Source organism: Streptomyces sp. NPDC002206 (assembly GCF_053593595.1).
Genome location: NZ_JBSFCW010000041.1, coordinates 37,122 through 54,474, shown reverse-complemented (window position 1 = coordinate 54,474; position 17,353 = coordinate 37,122). Strand labels below are relative to the sequence as shown.

Sequence of the window (17,353 nt, the reverse complement as noted above, 5' to 3'; positions counted from 1 at the left end):
CGCCCTTGTGCGCGATGCGGCCGTGCAGGTTTCGGGCGGTGAGTTCGGCGCGGGTCTTGTCCGAGTCATAGCCGGCGTCCAGGTGCACGGTGATGTCCTCGGGCAGCGGCCCCAGGTCTGCCAGCAGGTCCAGGGTCGGAGCAAGCAGCGGAGAGTCGTGGCGGTTCGCTCCGGCGAGGACCCTGCCGAGTGGGATCCCGTAACCATCCGTCATGCCGGAGCGTTTCAGGCCCTGTTTGCCGCGATCGACCGGCGAGCGCCCAGCCACCTCGCCGCCGCCGGGGGCCTTGGTGATGGAGCCGTCGACGGCGATCTGGTCGAGCTCGAGCCCGAGGATCCGGTCGTAGGACTCAAGCGCGATCTGTTTGAGTCGGGCGAAGACGCCGAGCCGGATCCACTCGTTGCGGCGGTTGCGGATGGTGGTCGCCGAGCAGGTCGTGTCGGAGATCGCCTGGTAGGAGCAGCCGAACCGCAGGAGTTGGAGCAGCTTGTCGAACACGATCCGGTCGCTGATACGGCTCCGGTGGCAACCCAGCGGGTGGGCCGGATCGACCGCAGGGCGCTTGGGTAGCAGTGCCGCGAATTGGTCCCAGAGCGGGTCGGTCAGCCATGATGGAAGGACGGGCACAGGTCTCCCCAGTGGTCACAGAGCGTCGCAACTCCATGATCACTGGGACCTGTGCCCGCCTTGTTGCCGGGGCTCCACACGCCGCCTATCTGCGCGGCCTCTTAGCGAGAAGCCCCGTCATTTATGGCGGGGAGGAGTCACGAAGAGACCTCCCGCGCGTGCGTCCGCCCCGGCGGCCCGCGCCGCGGTGAACACGAGGGCAGCGGCACTGGTCATGCCGACAGTGACCGCGATGAGCCCCGCCGCCACGGCCGAGGGCAGTGCGGTGGCGCGTATGCGGGCGAGCGGGGACATGCGGGCATCACTTCCGGAGGGGGCGGGAGAGCAGGTTCCAAGCGTTCCGTAAACGGATCGTTCTGTTTGTGGAGCACTAGGGACGCAGGTGGTGGCACGTCAAAGCGCCGGTGGGCGCGGAAGCGGACGGATGGGTCTGAACGAGGAGGTGGGGCGCAGGGTGAAACGGCTGCGGCAGGACGGCGGCCTGTCCCTGACGGAGCTCTCGCGCCGCTCGGGCGTCGGCAAGGGCACGCTCTCGGAACTCGAGATGGGTTGGCGCAACCCCACCCTGGAAACGCTCTACGCCCTGACCACCGCGCTCGGCCGCCCGCTCAGCGCCGTCCTCGACGACCCGGCGCCCGGCGTCGCGGCGGGCGCGGGCGGAGTCTCCGGCAGCGCCGTCACCGCGGTCCTCCTGGAGCGGTACGAGGACGAGGGCGCGGCCACCGACGTGTTCCGCGTCACCATCGCCGAGGGCACCACCCAGGAGTCGGCCGCGCATGTCCCGCACACCACGGAGGGCCTGATGGTGCTCTCCGGAACGGCGGTCGTCGGCCTGCCGGACGCGCCGCAGACGGCCGGGCCCGGCGGTCACGCCCACTGGCCGGCAGACGCCCCGCACTTCTACAGCGCACCGGACGGCGAGGTCCAGGGCGTCCTCTTCGTCCGGTACCCGAAGGGCGCGTCTTCGAAGGATGCTTCCTTGGAAGGGGCTTGAGGTCCTAGCAGAGGCGTTGGACGTGGCGGTGGGTGCTCAGGCAGACGGCCGGGCCGAGGAAGGCTTCGTGGATGTCGTCGCGTCGTTCCCAGCGGATGCGCAGGCGGAGGAGCCGTGCAGCCACGAGATCGTGTGCTCGACGACCCAGCGAAACTCGGCCCGCGCCGTTCACCGCCGGGAGGGCCCGTGACATCCTGTGGCAGTGCTCTTGAGTGACCATGCAAGCGGTGTCGAGCTTTGCCCGCTGCGCTATCAGTTCGCCACAGTCCAGGGCAACCGGTACGACGACAACTGGCTGGTCATCGGTGGCACGGTGACGACTACCGAGGGCAGTTGGTCCTTTGCCGATCCATCTCTGCTGACCCACGAGGCCCGCCAGGTCGCCGCTTGGTTGCGTGCGGTGGCCGCGGGGACGGTGTCCGTGATCCAACCTGATGCCGAAGGTTATTTGTCCCCGGACACGTGGTTCACCGAGCCGGTCCTGGCCTTTAGCCTCTCCGCCCGAAGCGAGGCTGGGGCGATGATTCGCCTTCACCTGTCCCTGGAAGCGGCACCCCCGTGGCAGCAGGTTGATGACAGAGCCGACATCTATCAATACTTCGTGGAGGTCCAGGTGGGTACAGCTGCACTGCTTCACGCAGCTGACCAGTGGGATCTTGCTCTCGCTTCCTTCCCAACCCGCTGATCAACGTCAGTCCCGTCGAAACGCGATCCATCGGGCCCCCAACACAGGCCCGAAGCTTGACTTCTCCATCGGGAAGCCACTGAGCGTTGCAGTTGGCCGCTCTGGTGCTCAGGCGTCGAGCTGCTCGGCGAGCTCGTCTTCGTAGTGACGAAGCGCGTCCTGGAGGAGGCGAGGGGGCCTGGTGAACGACTGCGGACGGTCGGGATGGGCAGGATCGTGATCGAGACGGCGGTGTCGTAGACCCCCGGTCATTCGGAGGAGTGAGGGGCGGGCGGCGACGTGGCCGACGGCCCGCCCCCTGGGCCCGTCAGGGTCGGTCGACGCGGAAGTGGTAGCAGCCGTATTCGACGGCGCGCACGTGGACCTGGGCGGTATCCCGGTCCGCGAAGGCTTCGGCGAAGGCGCGGTCGAAGGATGCGTCGGCATCCTCAGGCAGCTCCACCATGCGGCCGCCAATGATGCGCCCTCGGTTGTCGTAGCGGCGGAAGGCACGGAGAGCGCCGGGTCGGGCCCAGGGGTAACCGGTGCCGCCCGGTGCCGGTCCGCCGCAGTCCTGGGCGTGTATGAAGACCGGACCCTGCTCGTCATACGCTCCGGGCTCGGCATTCGTCCGGGCCGCCCAGCGACGCAGCGGGGCGTACGAGACGAGGGCGATCCGGTCATCTATGACGCTGAGCCGCAGGCAGCAGCGCAGCGGGGCGCCGCCTTCCTCGTCCACGTACGGGTACATCGGACACCCGGCGTCGTCGCGGACGCGGAGCTCCTTCAGGGCGGTGGGGGTGATGGGCCGGGGTTGATAGGTACTGGTCATGCCATTCATCGTGGCGCGGTCGTGCATGAGGTGCTGGCGGAAATCCGACGGAGGGTTCTGGGCTGTCTGTCGTGCTCGGACTGGCCAACTGAGGCGCTCAGTCGGAATGGTGGGGCTCGTCGCCGCAACCGCCTGAGCATCGTCGCGTGCGGCCGGCGCCCACGGAGAGGAGCCGACACGGGGGAGCCGACCCGGCACATGCCCTGGTGCAGGCCACGGGGAACTGCCTCGAGTTCGCCCTCGGTTGTCGACCGACAGTGGCGGCGTCGATCTCACCGCGACGTCGTCGAGCTTGCCTGCGGTCGGGGCGCGTCGGCGAAGCGCCTGGCAGCGTACTGCCACCAGGGCGCGTTTGCTTCACCACCGCAGGCGACCCGGCCGATCAGCGCCGGAGACGGCCGTCGCTTCCGGAGTCCGGCGGGAAGACACAGCGAATGCCGTCGCTTCCAACGGACATCTGTCGGCGAGCCTGCTGCCGCGCCTGAAACGGGTGACGACAACGGCATACGCACACGCCAAGGCCGTGCGACTCGGTGTGTGAACTCGGATCCGGCCTGACGCCGACCCGATGTCATGGGAGACGCGGGCGACGGCGGCCCTGATCACTGGCCTGGAGCCATCCGGGCCTCGGAGGCCCGCTTGAGGTTTTCCAGCCAGGCGCGGAGTGAGGCATCCAAAGCAGCCTGGGCGGTGGGAACATCGGCGTCGACCGGGTCGCCCTGCCAGGACTCCTCGGTGTGCACCAGGACTCCGTCGCGGGTCCGAGTCAATGTCCAGACGTGGACGGCGGTGATTCCGTTGCCAGTACCTCCCCACACGATCCGGCGCCCGGGCTCGACCTGCCTGACCGTGGAGGTGACATGCAGCCCCTCGACGTCCCAGATAAAGGTGGAACCCACCCTCAGCCTCCCGGTGTCAGTACGCCGGACCGCAGTGACCCCCGGCTGCCAGCTCGGCCAGTTCGCCACGTCAGTCTGGACGGCCCAGACGGTACTTCTGGGGGCGCGGATCAGGATGTCGTCACGCGTGATGACGGGAGCGGTCGCGTCGATCACCACATCACGGCAGGAATGGGCCACCTGGATGTTGGCTGCGGCACCAGCCGGGCCGTTCGCGGTCATGGCCACAGCGGCGACGAGCGTAGCAACAGCCAGGATTCGACGGGGAGTTACGACGTGCATGGGAAGTCCCTTCAGATTCACGTTATTACGTGTAACTAAAGTTAGAGACCGTAACGCTCCAAGTCAAGGCCTACTTCCTCCCTGCCTGCCGCTACCGGCGGCCATGAGCTCCAGAGTGCTGGGCATCTCTCGCCCACTGGAATGGATGGCGATGAGGTGGAGAGGCGGACGGTCTTCATCACGTCGAGTACGTCGCCCATGGGATCCGGGGGTCGAGGGTGAGGGCCGATTCGTCCAACGGCATGAGTCTCGGATCCGTTGTCAGGCCCTGAGTGACAGCAACGCCCGTCACGCGCTTACAAGTCCCGCTTCGGCTAGCCTGTCCGGGCCAGGCCGCGTCCCGGGCGGGCCCTGGCGAAGTGTTGCACCGTCGACGAGCACCAGATGTAGAACTTCGGCCGCCTTGGACGCAGTTTCTTATGGCGGTTGGTCCGTCGGGCATCACGGTCTGCTCGGCGGCACGCGAGTGTGAGAGGACGGGGGCGCACATGCCCGCAAGTGGGCGGGCGGGGGGCTTTGACGGGCATCTGGAATCAGCGCTGGCCCGGCTGCCAACCGGCTGGTCGGATCCGCAGGCGGGCCTGGACTCATTGGCTATCGCCGACACGAACATCTCTAAAGTCAACCGTCGGGTTCGTCTGAGCTTCCTGGGTTGACCAAGATCGCTCCCAGAGGTTGTGCCGCTGATTCTCCGTACCATGCGTGCGCGAACGAAGAGAATCTTGCACGGTACGGCCCCACATGCGATCGAGCGTCCCTATGACGGATGCGGCAAATGCCTGCTCGGAGACAGTGACCAGCGGCAAAGACGGCACCGTACGAGTGTGGAATCTCGCGGACGGCTCGGAGACCGGAAGAGTTGAGACAAGTCACTCGGATCTGCAATTTCCGGCCTGCGGCCACCTCGAAGGTGGACCGGTCGCCCTGCTCGCGCGGAAAGGCCTCGGCAGGGTCCGGACTAGCATCTGGAACCTAGAAACCCTGCAGATAAGCGGGGCTTTTGAGGTTGCCTCCTACTATCCTGCCTCGGACTGGGCTCTCGTGGATGGACGGCCTGCGGTCGTGATCGCGGAGAACGATATGTTCGGGCAAGTCGAGCGGCAGACAGGGCTCTGGGATCTTATCGACCGGACGTGGGTGGGCGACTTTAAGGGCCTAACCGATCAGATCAACGCCCTGGTTTGCGGCACTGACGGACGTGACCCAGTGGTCTTGGTCGCCACTGCCGACAACGGGGCCCAGGTGTGGGATCTGCGGACCCGGCAGCTGCGCTACCGGCTCGGTGACGGCTGGGTGTCCGATGTGGAGCTCGGCCTGCTGGATGGGTTGCCGGTGGCCGTCACCGCCAGCCGCTACATCGTGGGGATCTGGGACCTCGGCACCGGCACATCCCTGCATGAGATCCGAATGCCTGTCGCTCCCGGTGCCGTCGCCTTCGCCCCCGGCGGTGAGCTCGTCGTCGGCGCAGGGTACGAAGTGATCGTTCTGGGGCGTTGAAGCGCACGGTACGTCAGCCTGTCTTGTGCGTGACCGGGAACCGGGTGTATCTGGCGACAGCCGGCCAGTCCGTGGAGCGGCTGGTAGCAAAAGGCCGTGACGCTCATTTGATGCTCCGAGCGTCTGACGGCTGCCTGCCTGACCCGAAAACTGGCTCTGATCTGCACTTCTTCATCCTCCTGTCGCGGTGACGTCTTCCCGATGACGCACCACGTGGAGTGCGCGGCAATCCCGGAGCGGTCCGCGAGGATCAACGACAGCAGCCGCAGGACCAGTGCACAGCCTACGAAAGCGAGCCCGGCGCCACCGATGCACAAACGCGCCGTGGTCAGCGTTTTCGTAGACCGACTCATTTCTGTAGTCAGGGTCTCCCTTGAGCAACGCGCAGACGAAACACGGCCCGAGACGCGCCCTGGTCTCATATGCCTCAAGATCGAACGGAGTGCGGTCCACTGACGACATGGAACTCCTTGAGGTCGGGAAGTTCTTCCTGACAGTCAGCTGATGAGCCAGCCTTGCTATGGCCACTTCCCTGTAGTGGACACCGCCTACACTCCGCCGCAGGTGGACGATACCCGCCCGGATTGCGTCCGGTGGGCAGGTGCCTACGCGGTCACTCCGGGGCGCGCATCGATCGGTCCTTGACCCGCCTCCGGGGCCCGGGGTGCACCTTGAAGTACGGGCATTGCCGTAGCGTGATTGCCTGCCGCATGGAATGTCCATGTGTCCGGTCGGCCCGTGCGGGGGATTCCGGTGGCGAGCGATGGGACCGTGATGAGCGAACTGACGAAGCCCAGAATCGTGGTTCCGGAGGGTGTCGCGACCACCGAGTTGACGATCCGGGACCTTGTGGTTGGGGATGGACCCGAGGCGCAGCCGGGCAGGGTCGTCCAGGTTCACTATGTAGGGGTCACGTTCGCGTCCGGAAGGGAGTTCGACTCCTCCTGGGAGCGGGACCGGCCGTTCAAGTTCGCCGTGGGCGGTGGCAAGGTCATCAAGGGCTGGGACCGGGGGGTAAGGGGAATGAAGGTCGGCGGCCGGCGCGAGATCATTGTTCCCCCGCGTCTCGGTTACGGCAGGCAGTCACCCTCTCCGTTGATCCCGGCGGGCTCGACGCTGATCTTCGTCGTGGACCTGCTCACGGTGGTGGGCGGGCCCGCCGGAGCGAGGCCCGGCTCGGCCTGAACCTGGCGCTCCTGAGGGGCTGGGGGCCCTGTCGCTCCCACGTAAGGACAGATGCACTCATCGACAGACACCTCCTCAACCCATGGCGCGTGAGGTGACGGCCTGCCAAGGGTGTGCCCGGTCCCGGATTCCGGCACATGGAGACCAGCAGGCGGACTAGCGTTGGCCTGGTCGAGACGCTCGGGCATACGCTCGGCCTGGATGGGGGATCCCGAGACAATACTGCCAGCAGATGCGTCCGCTCCCGGCGATCAGCCGGCCGACAGCGGCACATGGAGCGTCACCGTCGCAGACCTGGCATCTGGCCACAATCTCCCCGACAAACCGGCTGTCCGCGACGGTCGGATATACCTCAGCGCCATGCGCGGGCTTCGGGCCGAGCTGAAGGAGATCCAGAACAGAGAACCCCCGGGCACCTCTACCTCGGCTCGCGATCCAGATCGAAAATTGCTCTGGCCGCACTTCCACAGTCGGCGCGAACACGCCATCCGTGCACACATCATGGATGACATCGGCGCGCACGCGATCGTCGAAGACGCCCAGCGAGGCTTTCCACGTGAATCAGGAGACCTGGCGGTGGACCTGGCCGAGGTGTGGCTGGAGGACACACTCCATTCGCGCACCAGCGCACCCTTGGGAGACATCGGCTTTCAGGGCGATGCTGCGTGTTCTCACGGCCTGGTACGAGCGATCTCCCGGCGAGTTCACGGTGGACTGGGAATGGGGCGAGCTGATCGACAACGCGGCCGCCGAAGCCCTCCGGAACAACGCCTCTCGGCGCTACAACGCCATGAAGGCGGAATCGGCCGCCGACCGACTCTACAACGAGTTCAGATCCTTGCGTATCGCTGCCCGGAGGAATTGCGGCAAGGACGAACTGAATGCCGACCCCATCCTGCTCCGAACCAATAACTCGGAAATTTCGAAGCGTCGAGGGCAGGTGACGCTGAACGCAGCGCTCCTGGCTTCGGGGGCAGATGTCGTGGAAGGGACCGGGCGGCCCTGTGACCTGGGACGCTGGGCGGATTCGCGCCGCTGACCTGCACAGATGGCCTTTCGGCTGTTTCACGCTCGTGCTCGTTGACGCGGCCGGAAGTCCCAGATTCCCAGAGGGCTCCCAGCCCGACGCTCTTTCGGTTCTAGTCAGGGTGAGGCAGCGCGGTGAGGGGGACCAGCCGCTGCGCGGGAAGCTGAGGAAAGTGGCTGACTGCGGCTGGCTGCACAAACGGCCCGACGGGAAGTTGGCTGGCGATACGGGCGATGCCGACGCCCTTGTCGTACAGGGCGAGGGCCTTGGGGAGCACGCGCTGTGTTTCCGGTTCGGCCTCAGTCATGGCTGCGGCAATCGGCGACATCGACCCGTAGCTGGGCACAGGCGAGCAATGTGGGTCGGCTCGTGCCAGGACAGGTCGTGTGGGCCGACGGTTCAGCTCGACGCGAGTGTGCGCTGGTGATGGTCAGCGGCGGCCGGTGGCCAGGATGACGAGGAACTGGCCGCCGCCCGGCTCGACGTCGGCGGTCACCGGCAGCCCCGGTACCAGTCGGGAGAACCGGTCCACCAGCCAATCCGCCGCCTCTTGGGCGTCCCGCTTGGTCGGGCAACGGCCCACCATCTCGCGGCCCCCCTTGCGCTCCAGCCTCCCGGCAACGGTGATCAGCGGCGCGGGTTCGACCACGTACAGGCGGTCCGGCCAGGCGATGACCACCTTGACCGCGCCCTTGCGGGTGTTGCATCCGCGGTGCGCGAGCCGCTCGGCGACCTTGGTCTTCCGGTCGGCAGTCCGGCTGTCGACGCTGGGCCCTCGCGGGTCGTTCACCGACTCGTCGGGGTCGACCGCTTCGTCACACACCCAGCACCGCCAGCCGTCGCGCTCGGCCACATCATCAAGGAGACTCATCCGAGCAAACTAGCCTGCCCGGCCGCCACCCCGCGCACCAGGGCCCCGGCAAGGTCTCCACACCGGCCAACAATGCTGCAACGCCTGGCAACCAGCGTCACCGATGCTTTGACCTGTTTGAATGCCGATACGTTGATGGCCCACCAAAGTATCGAGGCGGTGGGCCCGAGGGTCATCAAGGCATCGACGGGGAACTCTGGTGGGCTTGGGCCGTCACCTTGATGACCAGGGGCACCGGAGGGTAGTGACGGCCCGGTGCGGCGTGGAGCGCGCGGCGGATCTGCTGGATGTCGTGGTCGCCGATAAGTGGGTATCGCGGGCCGGGGCGCGGGTGAGGCAGAGCCGTCGGCGGCGCTGGTGGCGTCGGGAGTACGGCAGCCGGTCGAAGTTGTCGACGTGCAGGCCGATGTGGCGTCCGGTGGTGGTGGCCTGGTTGCCCGGGCTGGCCGCGCAGCCCAGGCGTTCGGCGGGCAAGCGACCGGTCACATCGGCTGCGGATGTCGTCGAAGGTGTTGAATAACTGAGTGGTGCGCACAGTCGCCCGTCGGTTCGCAGGTCACTGAGCTTCGCTTCACGGGAAACTCCATTCGGCGTTGCCCACCTGGCGATCCTTGAACCGGTTGCAAAGGTCTCATACCAGTGCATCTCAGTCCTGTACGGGGAGGCCGGGGCCGTGGACATGGAAGGTGAGCCCTGTGATCCGGCCTGACTGGATCACAGGGCCGTGCTGAACTCCGCCGCTGATGGCGTTGTGTACGGGTACCGGACGGGCCGCGGACGTGTTGACCAGCTGCTGGAGAGAGGACAGCACGCCATACAGGTCGTCGACTGTGACGGAGTCGGTCTGCAGTAGCCGGTACAGATCGGCGCGCCATCGATCCTCGACCTCGCGGGTGGCTTGCGTGTCGTAAGCGTCCCCGGCTAGCAGTCTGGCTCGGTCGGCGTCCAGGTCCGCGACTGTGGCGCTGCCTGCACCGGTACGTGAGAAGAGCCGTCCGACGAGGGCACGCGCCTGCCCAGGAGTCGGTGACCATGAGCGAGACCAATGTGGTAGCTCCCGACGCGGCGAGAACAGCGAACTCGGTTTCCATCGTTCCTCCTTGAGAGTCAGATCCCGAGTGGCGGCCGGGTTGCGCCGGGGGTTTCGTTCGCCGGCCCTCCATCCGGGGTAAAGGCTGCCGACGGGTCGAAGCGGCGAACCAGATCGTCAGCCGTCTCATGCTGCTCCTGGTCCCTGATGGCGTCCGCGATCTGCTTGGCCAGCAACCTCCGTTGGGTGTCCCCGTCCTCGAGGCTCAGGGCGTTCAGCGCGTCCGCGAGGTGGTCCGCGGCCGTGGGTGCTCGCTCGAAGGCTGCCGCCTGCCATTCCGAGGGCTCCTTGCCGTCCTGTTCCTCACGCGGCTGAGGGATGAGGTCCCGCAACCGTTCGGGAACGTCGGTGTCGTTGGCCGCGGAGGTAAGCCTGGCGAGCATGCCGAGGTCTTCCACGGTCCTCTCCACCTGTTCGTCGTTCTTGGCGAGCCACCAGACCACGGCGCTGCCGGTGTCCTTGAGTACGTCTTCGCCCAGGTACTTGCGCTTGCTCTGCTCGTACTTCCGCTGGTGCTCCCAGACCGCCTGGTCCTTGCGTACCCCGGCGAGGCTGTCCAGGCGTTCCTGGTCGTGCTCGTGCAGGGTGAGCCGCACATCCTCCGCCATGGCCTGGAGCTGACCCGTGCTGTCGGGAAGCAGTGAGCTGAGCGCACCGCTCAGCTCGTGCTGGACGAGTGAGACCCGACCGGGCTCCCGCTGCTCGGTGACTACTCGGGCACGGTCCAGTACGGATTCGACGGCGAGGCCCGCCGGGTTCAGTAGCCGGCCGGGACGGGAAGCGTCGAGGGCGTACCAGCGAACGGTTGCGGAGATCAAGAAGTCGTAGTCGGCCCATCGACTGGGAAGTGCCACCCGGCTGACGTGGTGCTCCGTGCGCTCGATGGGAGCCGCCGTGAGGTGTTCCTCGAAGGCGACCGGCACGGAGCCGCGGTGGAGCCCGGCGATTTTGAAAGCCATGGTCTGGGCCGCGACAAGGATCACCGCAAGGGGCGGCCAAGCCCATGTGGGCCACTGTTCCGTCAGGCCGAAAATGGTCAGCACCAGACCGCACAGGATGGTGAGGAAGATGGTTGTCGTCTTGCGTCCGGTGGTCACGGTTCGGTCCCCCTGGTTGATTCCGCGCGCGGCGGTGCGGTCGGCCCGGTGAGGCGCTGAGCTGAGTAGATCTTCTGAAGCAGCAGGTCGGTGGTGAGCGCGGCTCGCGAGGATCCGACGGGCGCGGTGCGTTCGGCGTCGCGGGCGCTCGCGTAAAGCGCGGCGAAGGCTGCACCGCGCCGGCCCTCGCACCGGTCGGCGGCGCTGACGAGGAGTTCGAGCAAGAGGTCACCCTCGTGCCCGGAATCAGCCGCCGCGTACATCCAGCGTTCCGCGTACGGTTGCCATGTCGGCCGAGGCAGCCCGTTCAGTACGGCACGCCAGCAGGTGGTCACGGAAGACTGCACGCTCTCCTCCTCCACCAGCGCGCGCCCGTTGTCGTACGGGTCGGTGAACGCCTCGGCGACGCCAACCCGCAGGAAAATGCCGAGGTCAGCCTGCGAGAGTTCGGAGCGTGCCAGCCGGTGGAGCAACCTACGGCGCAGTCGGTGGCTCTTCTCCATCAGGTCACTCAGCGCTTGCAGCGCGCAGACGGTGCCGTGCTCGCGGCGAGCCAGGTAGTACAGCCGGAGCATGGCTTGGTCGGGGTGGCCGGCTGCGATGACGTCGGCACAGACCCGGACGGCAACCTGCGGGGTGTTCGGCGGCTATCCGGTGGGTTGCCTTAACGGAGTTTGGTGGACACCAAGTTAAACGACGTGATCATGACCGAGGACTGCACCGTTTACGGATGGCCGGGCGGTCGACCGGTTTTCAGCGAGGCGGGTACGGATCCTTCTTATCCAGGGTTGCCGCCGAGCCTGATCCGTGTGGTGTGCATGGTTCCGCTCGGTGAACCCGTGGCCTCCGCGCCACGATGACTCGGGGGCGTCCACGGATCCATCGGCCCCCGATGCACAACCAACGTCCGACGTCCTCAGGAACTCCGTCTGTCAGGCCGACAGGGAGTGGAAGACATGACCGCGGGCAGGGGGAACCGGCGTTCACCTGCGCGTGCGGTGATGCAACCGGGCGGCTTTCGCGGTCAGGTAGCGCTGTTCAGGAATGCTGGTGGTGCGGGCCGCCGCGGCACGGTAGTGGACGAGTGCGGACGGGATGTCGCCTGCCATTTCGAGCAGGTGTGCCCGCACGGCGTGCACACGGTGGTGGCCATGGAGCGGTCCGCTGTCGGTGTCGAGTGCGTCGAGAAGGGCGAGTGCGGCACCCGGGCCGTCGACCATCGCGACCGCGACTGCCCTGTTGAGGGTGACCACCGGGCTCCCCGCTACATGTTCGAGCAGTCCGTACAGGCCGAGGATCTGTGGCCAGTCGGTGTCCTTGGCGTGTGCCGCGTCGTCGTGGACGGCTGCGATGGCGGCCTGCAGCCGGTATTCGCCGGGCGGTCCGCTGCCGATCGTAGCGGCGAGCAGTGCGGCGCCTTCGCCGATGAGGCGGCGGTCCCAGCGCGTGCGATCCTGCTCGGTCAGAGGGACCAGGTCGCCGTCCGTGCTGGTGCGGGCGGGGCGGCGGGCCTCGGTAAGCAACATCAGGGCCAGCAGCCCGGTTGCTTCGGCCTCGCCGGGAAGGATCCGGTGTACCTGTCTGGCCAGCCTGATGGCCTCGCCGGACAGATCGGCGCGGTGCAGTGCGGGGCCACACGTGGTGGCGTAGCCCTCGTTGAACATCAGGTACAGCACGTGCAGGACGGAACGAAGCCGCGCTGCCCAGTCCTTCGCCCCGGGCTCGGGCACCTCGAACCCGGGGCCCGATGCCTTGACGCGCTGCTTGGCCCGGCTGATGCGCTGCGCCATGGTCGCCTCCGGCACCAGGTAGGCGCCCGCGATCTCGGAGGTGGCCAGGCCACCGACCGCCCGCAGCGTCAGTGCGATCGCCGAGGCGGGCGTGAGCGCGGGATGGCAGCACATGAACAAAAGCATGAGCGTGTCATCGTCGGCGGGGACGTCGCCTGCAGCGGGTTCCTGGGCCATGCGCTCCTCGCGCCGTTGCCGCGCCTGCTCACTGCGAACCTGATCGACGTATCGCCGCGTCGCGGTCTGCAGCAGCCAGCCGCGTGGATTCCCGGGTACACCGCCTTCGGGCCAGTGCCGGGCGGCGGCGATGAGGGCTTCCTGCACCGCGTCCTCGCACGCGTCGAAGTCCCCCATCCGCCGCACGAGCACACCGAGGACCTGCGGCGCGAGCGAGCGCAACAGGTCCTCGACGGAGTGGGGACCGCTCACAGGTCGCCCTGGCTGTCGCTCATCACCTGTCGCACCTCGACCGGCTGTTGTGTCGGCACCCCGCCCGGGCCGGGCACGGCGGAGATTCGCGCGGCGATCTCAAGGGCGCGGGCCTCGGACTCGACGTCGAAGACGTTGAACCCGGCCAGTACTTCCTTCGACTCCGGGAACGGCCCGTCGGTCACCAGCGGCGCCGCACTGCCGTCCGACCGCACGATCTTGGTCAGCCGGGGGTCGGCGAGCGCCATGAACTGGACCATTTCCCCACTCTCGGTCAGCTCCTTGGTCAGCACCTCGTAGTAGTTGAAGTGCGCTGCGATGTCGCCGGGCTCCCATTGGTCCATGGGCTCCTCGAAGACGCCCCCGTCGTGGTTGACCATGAGCAAGAACTTCGGCATGTCGACTCCCGTGTTTGCTGCGCCCAGTGTGGCGTACTCACCCCATGGACGGAGCGGCAAAACAGATCTCTACATCTACGGCGGAAGATTTTTTTCGGGAGGGGTATGGCTCTTCCGGGTGCGGCGTGCCGATCAGGCGCTGCGGCGTATCCGTCCTGGTGGGGGGCTTGGTGCCTCCCGTGTGCGCGGGCGGGGCACTGTCAGGCAGCGGCCGAACCGCCGTCACTGTGCCGGAGCCCCGAGTTTTGAGGGGAGCCCTGTCATCTCGGCCGGTCCGGGGGGATGTCGAGACCGTGACCGCGGTTGCCCGTCAACGGTAGATTGCTCGCGTGGCGGAGAACTGGAGCTCGACAGACAACGGGATCATTCGGTTTCCCTCTGGCGCACTGGTGCGCGGCCGGGGCCTACGTCATCCACTTCCGCCGGGACCGACTCCCTCCTTCGCGGTGTATCTGCTCGGCAAGCAACCGCCGGCCACCGCCTGGGATGCTCGGTGGTTGCGTTGGCCCGACTTTTGGCTACCGGACCGTCAGGAGGCGCGGAGCCTCGTCGAAGAGGCTCTGACGCGCGCGGCGAACGAACGAGTCGAGATTGCCTGTGGCGGTGGATACGGGCGGACGGGGACAGCCCTGGCATGCATGGCTGTCCTCGACGGAGTCCCGGCCGACCGAGCGGTGGGGTTCGTCCGCCGGCACTACCACCGCCGCGCGGTGGAAACTCCCTGGCAACGACGATTCGTACTGCGCTTTCAGGACGTATAGGAGATGCAGTGGCGCGGTTGGGGACCGCCGCCCACGGCTGCCGCCGCCTGGCCTGAACCTTGACGCGACCGGTCGGCCCGGGAGCTCGGTCCATCCCACGACATCCGCTGTCAGGCGCCACGCGACATGGCGGAGCCTGCGGACCTTCTCCCGGCTGTACGTCCAAGTGGCGCGCCCGTCGGGGCCCAGGCCAGTCATCTTGTCCCTGGGAGACGCCTTGCGGGCGTGAAGGAGTGCGGCTGTGCTCCGGCCGGCCCTGGTTATTCCTCCGGGCGAATCCAGGTCCGGGCGAGTTCCGCGACCCAGGTGGCTGCCGCGCCGGGAGCGGGCGGGGGTGCGCCGACGACGACGAGTTCGGTGACGCCCGCCGCACCGAGTGCGGGGAGATGCTCCGGGATGCCGTCGCTCAGCGCGACGGCGACCGTGAGCTCGTCAAAAGCGCGACCGCGGCGGGCGCACTCATCGGCGAGAACGGCGACGCGCGCCGGGACGTCGGCCGCCGGGACGTTGAAGCCGTACCAGCCGTCGGCGAGCGTGGCCGCGCGGCGCAAGGCGGCGTCGCTGTTCCCGCCGACCACGACCGGGAGCCGGCCGCCGCGCAGCGGCTTCGGGTTGACCCGGATCGCGTCGAAGCGGGTGAACTCCCCTGTGAAGGAGGCTGGGTCCTCGGCCCAGATGGTGCGCATCGCGGCGAGGTACTCCTCGGTGCGCCGCCCGCGCTTGGCGAAGGGGACTCCGAGCGCTGCGAATTCCTCGGCCGACCAGCCGACCCCGACCCCGAGGCTGAATCGCCCGGCGGAGAGCACGTCGAGTGTGGCGGCCTGTTTGGCGACCAGGACCGGGTTGTGCTCAGGCAGCAGGAGTACGCCGGAGGCGAGCTCGATCCGGCTGGTGACTGCCGCCGCGAAGGTCAGGGCAAGCAGCGGGTCCAGCCAGTCCGTGTCTGCGGGCACGGCGATCCGGCCGTCCGCGGAGTAGGGATAGCGCGAGGCGGGCGCGTCCACGAGCACCACGTGCTCGCCGCACCAGAGCCTCGCGAAGCCGTGCGTCTCCGCGGCTGTGGCCACCGCACGGATCACCTCGGGACGGGCACCGTCACCGATACCGAGCGCGTGCAACCCCACTCGCATTCTGCACCTCCGGGCATCACCTTAAGAGTGGTATGTCAGTGAGGGGACGGGATGATGGCTGAGGAAGTGGTCGGAACAGGTCGCGTGGTGCCCGTGTGCCGATGGTTCTGTGCCTGCGCCTGTGCTGTGAGGAGTGATCAGCCCGGGATCTCTGTGCGTTCCCACCACTCGTAGACAGGCAGCTCGCCCTCGGCGGTTTCCCGGTGGCGCGCTGTGGCCTTGAAGTGTTCGTATCCGCCGCGGAACGGAATCTTGAGGTCGGTGCCGGGTGTGGTGAGGGAGACGATCCGCTCGGGGAGATCGTCGGGTCCGCCCTCGAGGACTGCCTTTGCTGCGTTGGTCATGACGAGAGTTTCCCCGGAGGGTGGCTCGCCTTGTTCATGACGCGCCGAGGAGGATCGCTGAGGGAGTCTCTCGCACAGCCGTTTGCCACCGGGGCATGGTGTGACGGCCGCTGATGGTGTGTCGGCCGCATGTCCGGTGAGCCCGGCCGGGCTTGGCTATGCCATAGCCGTGGGCCGGCAGAAAGTGTCCGGCCATCGCATCGTACCGGGCCTGTCGCGCGGGCGGGGAGGCGTGTCCCTTCGAAAGGCAGCACCGGAGCGCCTCACTTGATAGGCAAGCTGTCACTTGCCTATGATTTTGGTCATGGCGGAGGATGTCTTCAAGGCGCTGGCCGACCTCACTCGTCGGCGCATCCTTGATGAGCTGGTGGAACGGGACGGCCAGAACCTGTTCGAGATTTGCACACTATTGGTGACCAAACACGGTCTGGGGCTGTCCCGCCAGGCGATCAGCCAGCATCTGGCCGTACTGGATTCCGCGGGTCTGGTCCTTTCCCGGCGCCAGGGCCGCTACAAGTTCCACGATCTGAACACCGACCGTTCCTGGGCAGTGAGCAGGAGTGAGTCCTGACTCACCGGCACGCCCCGAACGGTCTTGGGCGCACTGGTCCTCCGCTTTCGCGTCCTGGTCGGCGACGAATATCCCGTATGTGGTCCGTCCCAGGCGGGCGGAATCCCTACGACCTGGCCATCTCGCCGACGATGACGCGCTCGTCCGCCGTGGAGTCCGCCTCATCGCTCGACAGCGAACCCGACCTCACCGTCGTGGCCGAAGCCGGCGACGGCGCCGAAGCGGCCCCCATCCACCAGCCCGACCTGGCCATCCTCGACAGCGCCATGCCCTGCCTGACCGGCCTGCAAGCCGCACGCGAACTCGCCCGCACCCAGCCCGGCCCGCGCCTGCTGATACTGACCATGTACGACAACGAGCAGTACTTCTTCGAAGCCCTGGCCTCCGGCGTCTCCGGCTACGTTCTGAAATCCGTGGCCGACCGCGACCTCGTCGAAGCCTGCCGCGCCACCATGCGCGGCGAACCCTTCCTCTACCCCGGCGCCGTGAATGCCCTCGTCCGCAACTACCTCGACCGTGCCCGCGAAGGCGGCGCCATCCCCACCAAGGCCATCACCGACCGGGAAGAAGAAATCCTCAAGCTCGTCGCCGAGGGCCACACCTCCCAGGAGATCGCCGACATCCTCGTCATCAGCGTCAAGACCGTCGAACGCCACCGCGCCAACCTGCTGGAGAAACTTGGCATGAAGGACCGGCTGGAGCTCACCCGGTACGCAATCCGAGTCGGACTGATCGAACCGTGACCCGGGGTCCTTCCATCCGGTAGGACGCCGACCAGCCGCCGGCCACGCACTGGTCGCTAGCCGCTGTGACCGGGAAGGTGTGTTCGTTTCATCCCGCGGTCGGGGCATTCGAAGGCCAGTT

At 67.3% G+C, this 17,353-nt stretch carries 19 protein-coding genes and 2 pseudogenes; 8 read left to right on the top strand and 13 right to left on the bottom strand.

Features of this window, described 5'->3' with window-relative positions; genetic code table 11:
• Both ACWCP8_RS36750 and ACWCP8_RS36745 read right to left on the bottom strand, forming a co-directional pair.
• Positions 1 to 628 (bottom strand): IS5 family transposase (locus tag ACWCP8_RS36750; RefSeq protein WP_451120656.1); only part of this gene is annotated, 628 nt, incomplete at its 3' end.
• Positions 629 to 745: 117 nt separating this feature from the next.
• On the bottom strand, positions 746 to 922 hold the full coding sequence (locus ACWCP8_RS36745) for a hypothetical protein (RefSeq protein WP_451120654.1): 177 nt from the start codon (positions 920 to 922) through the stop codon (positions 746 to 748).
• 130 nt (positions 923 to 1,052) lie between these two features.
• On the opposite strand from ACWCP8_RS36745, the gene ACWCP8_RS36740 reads away from it, so the two are divergent.
• Positions 1,053 to 1,622 (top strand): helix-turn-helix domain-containing protein, encoded by a 570-nt coding sequence (locus ACWCP8_RS36740; RefSeq protein ID WP_451120652.1) that lies wholly within the window; start codon positions 1,053 to 1,055, stop codon positions 1,620 to 1,622.
• A gap of 4 nt (positions 1,623 to 1,626) precedes the next feature.
• Here ACWCP8_RS36740 and ACWCP8_RS36735 read toward each other — a convergent pair.
• Positions 1,627 to 1,787, bottom strand: a pseudogene (locus ACWCP8_RS36735) (IS5/IS1182 family transposase); the annotation flags it as partial.
• A gap of 37 nt (positions 1,788 to 1,824) precedes the next feature.
• On the opposite strand from ACWCP8_RS36735, the gene ACWCP8_RS36730 reads away from it, so the two are divergent.
• Positions 1,825 to 2,307 carry a WapI family immunity protein gene (locus ACWCP8_RS36730; RefSeq protein WP_451120650.1) on the top strand — a complete coding sequence of 161 codons (483 nt, stop codon included), beginning with the start codon at positions 1,825 to 1,827 and terminating at the stop codon, positions 2,305 to 2,307.
• Positions 2,308 to 2,614: 307 nt separating this feature from the next.
• On the opposite strand, the gene ACWCP8_RS36725 is transcribed toward ACWCP8_RS36730, so the two are convergent.
• Both ACWCP8_RS36725 and ACWCP8_RS36720 read right to left on the bottom strand, forming a co-directional pair.
• Entirely contained in the window at positions 2,615 to 3,118 is a 504-nt protein-coding gene (locus tag ACWCP8_RS36725) for a DUF1203 domain-containing protein (RefSeq protein ID WP_352270635.1), read from the bottom strand.
• Between the two features lie 602 nt (positions 3,119 to 3,720).
• Positions 3,721 to 4,239, bottom strand: coding sequence for an SRPBCC family protein (locus ACWCP8_RS36720; protein ID WP_451120648.1), 519 nt, complete (start codon positions 4,237 to 4,239; stop codon positions 3,721 to 3,723).
• A gap of 1,122 nt (positions 4,240 to 5,361) precedes the next feature.
• Here ACWCP8_RS36720 and ACWCP8_RS36715 point away from each other — a divergent pair.
• The 3 genes from ACWCP8_RS36715 (at position 5,362) to ACWCP8_RS36705 (ending at position 8,020) form a co-directional block, all read left to right on the top strand.
• Positions 5,362 to 5,796 carry a WD40 repeat domain-containing protein gene (locus ACWCP8_RS36715; protein WP_451120646.1) on the top strand — a complete coding sequence of 145 codons (435 nt, stop codon included), beginning with the start codon at positions 5,362 to 5,364 and terminating at the stop codon, positions 5,794 to 5,796.
• A 774-nt stretch (positions 5,797 to 6,570) separates the two neighbouring features.
• Positions 6,571 to 6,981 carry an FKBP-type peptidyl-prolyl cis-trans isomerase gene (locus ACWCP8_RS36710; RefSeq protein ID WP_352270642.1) on the top strand — a complete coding sequence of 137 codons (411 nt, stop codon included), beginning with the start codon at positions 6,571 to 6,573 and terminating at the stop codon, positions 6,979 to 6,981.
• Positions 6,982 to 7,639: 658 nt separating this feature from the next.
• Positions 7,640 to 8,020 carry a hypothetical protein gene (locus tag ACWCP8_RS36705; protein ID WP_352270643.1) on the top strand — a complete coding sequence of 127 codons (381 nt, stop codon included), beginning with the start codon at positions 7,640 to 7,642 and terminating at the stop codon, positions 8,018 to 8,020.
• Between the two features lie 100 nt (positions 8,021 to 8,120).
• Here the strand turns inward: ACWCP8_RS36705 and ACWCP8_RS36700 are convergent, their stop codons facing one another.
• The 6 genes from ACWCP8_RS36700 to ACWCP8_RS36675 all read right to left on the bottom strand — a co-directional run bounded on the left by ACWCP8_RS36700 (position 8,121) and on the right by ACWCP8_RS36675 (position 13,683).
• Complete coding sequence (locus tag ACWCP8_RS36700) at positions 8,121 to 8,315, bottom strand: hypothetical protein (RefSeq protein ID WP_451120644.1); 195 nt, start codon at positions 8,313 to 8,315, stop codon at positions 8,121 to 8,123.
• Positions 8,316 to 8,438: 123 nt separating this feature from the next.
• Complete coding sequence (locus ACWCP8_RS36695) at positions 8,439 to 8,879, bottom strand: hypothetical protein (RefSeq protein WP_451120642.1); 441 nt, start codon at positions 8,877 to 8,879, stop codon at positions 8,439 to 8,441.
• A 1,107-nt stretch (positions 8,880 to 9,986) separates the two neighbouring features.
• Positions 9,987 to 11,066 carry a hypothetical protein gene (locus tag ACWCP8_RS36690; protein WP_352270649.1) on the bottom strand — a complete coding sequence of 360 codons (1,080 nt, stop codon included), beginning with the start codon at positions 11,064 to 11,066 and terminating at the stop codon, positions 9,987 to 9,989.
• Entirely contained in the window at positions 11,063 to 11,641 is a 579-nt protein-coding gene (locus ACWCP8_RS36685; protein ID WP_352270651.1) for a hypothetical protein, read from the bottom strand. The genes ACWCP8_RS36690 and ACWCP8_RS36685 overlap by 4 nt, the downstream gene beginning before the upstream one ends.
• A 408-nt stretch (positions 11,642 to 12,049) precedes the next feature.
• Positions 12,050 to 13,285: an RNA polymerase sigma factor gene (locus tag ACWCP8_RS36680; RefSeq protein ID WP_352270652.1), complete on the bottom strand. Its 1,236-nt coding sequence runs from the start codon at positions 13,283 to 13,285 to the stop codon at positions 12,050 to 12,052.
• Positions 13,282 to 13,683, bottom strand: coding sequence for a YciI family protein (locus ACWCP8_RS36675; RefSeq protein ID WP_267009294.1), 402 nt, complete (start codon positions 13,681 to 13,683; stop codon positions 13,282 to 13,284). The genes ACWCP8_RS36680 and ACWCP8_RS36675 overlap by 4 nt, the downstream gene beginning before the upstream one ends.
• 329 nt (positions 13,684 to 14,012) lie before the next feature.
• On the opposite strand from ACWCP8_RS36675, the gene ACWCP8_RS36670 reads away from it, so the two are divergent.
• The gene (locus tag ACWCP8_RS36670) at positions 14,013 to 14,444 is read left to right on the top strand and encodes a protein-tyrosine phosphatase family protein (RefSeq protein ID WP_352270654.1); all 432 of its coding nucleotides are present in this window, start codon (positions 14,013 to 14,015) and stop codon (positions 14,442 to 14,444) included.
• Positions 14,445 to 14,704: 260 nt separating this feature from the next.
• Here ACWCP8_RS36670 and ACWCP8_RS36665 read toward each other — a convergent pair whose 3' ends face one another.
• Together ACWCP8_RS36665 and ACWCP8_RS36660 are read right to left on the bottom strand one after the other, a co-directional pair.
• Positions 14,705 to 15,574, bottom strand: coding sequence for an LLM class F420-dependent oxidoreductase (locus tag ACWCP8_RS36665; protein WP_352270656.1), 870 nt, complete (start codon positions 15,572 to 15,574; stop codon positions 14,705 to 14,707).
• A gap of 137 nt (positions 15,575 to 15,711) precedes the next feature.
• Complete coding sequence (locus ACWCP8_RS36660) at positions 15,712 to 15,918, bottom strand: DUF5988 family protein (RefSeq protein ID WP_352270657.1); 207 nt, start codon at positions 15,916 to 15,918, stop codon at positions 15,712 to 15,714.
• Positions 15,919 to 16,222: 304 nt separating this feature from the next.
• Between ACWCP8_RS36660 and ACWCP8_RS36655 the strand changes: the two genes are divergently transcribed.
• On the top strand, positions 16,223 to 16,489 hold the full coding sequence (locus ACWCP8_RS36655) for an ArsR/SmtB family transcription factor (RefSeq protein WP_352270658.1): 267 nt from the start codon (positions 16,223 to 16,225) through the stop codon (positions 16,487 to 16,489).
• 79 nt (positions 16,490 to 16,568) lie between these two features.
• Positions 16,569 to 17,232 (top strand): annotated as a pseudogene (locus ACWCP8_RS36650) (response regulator).
• Positions 17,233 to 17,353 lie beyond the last annotated feature (121 nt).